This window comes from Streptomyces sp. CA189 (assembly GCF_056428985.1).
On record NZ_JBWJVM010000212.1, the window covers coordinates 1 to 558 of the forward strand.

The 558-nt window shown below is 69.7% G+C and carries 2 protein-coding genes; both read right to left on the reverse strand.

Annotated features, from left to right (window positions below):
• The coding region (locus AC061S_RS44575) for an FAD-dependent oxidoreductase (RefSeq protein WP_478691597.1) at window positions 1-149 on the reverse strand (149 nt) is incomplete at its 3' end.
• A complete protein-coding gene (gene hcnA, locus AC061S_RS44580; RefSeq protein ID WP_003089025.1) occupies window positions 146-460 on the reverse strand; it encodes a cyanide-forming glycine dehydrogenase subunit HcnA in 315 nt (104 codons plus the stop codon). The genes hcnA and AC061S_RS44575, both read right to left, overlap by 4 nt.
• Window positions 461-558 lie beyond the last annotated feature (98 nt).

Sequence of the window (558 nt, forward strand, 5' to 3'; positions counted from 1 at the left end):
ACGCCGGCCCGCAAGGGGCCGCGATAGACCACCCCGCCGGGACGCGAGGCCTCGTCGAAGAGGACGCAGGGGACCCCGCGCCTGGCCAGCTCGATGGCTGCGGCCATGCCGGCCGAGCCGCCGCCGACGATCACCGGGCGCAGGTTCATGGCCGTTCCTCCCGGTCGAAGCGGTTGCTTTCGGTTTCCACCCGCATGCCCGGCCGGACGACGGTCTGGCAGGCGCGGCGCTTGGGCCGGCCGTCGATGGCGACCAGGCAGCAGTGGCATACGCCCATGCCGCAGAAGGCGCCGCTGGCCTGGCCATGGTCGTTGCGCGCGAGCCGGCGCAGGCCCACGGCATTGAGCACGTTGAGCACGGTCTCACCGGCAGCCGCCGCGACGGGCTGGCCATTGAGGTGGATGGTCATGTCTGCCCGCGAGAGGGGCTGGATATCGTGTTGACGTTCAAGAAGGTGCATTGCCCTTTCATCCGTGAGAGAGAGTCGGGAGCCGGCGACACTAGGAGTCGGGCCGGGCGCGGACATTGATCCATGACAGGTGGGTATCTTCCCCTGCC

Coding starts and splice junctions, on each gene's coding strand:
- hcnA (WP_003089025.1), bottom strand. CDS start 460: ATGCACCTTCTTGAACGTCAACACGATATCCAGCCCCTCTCGCGGGCA.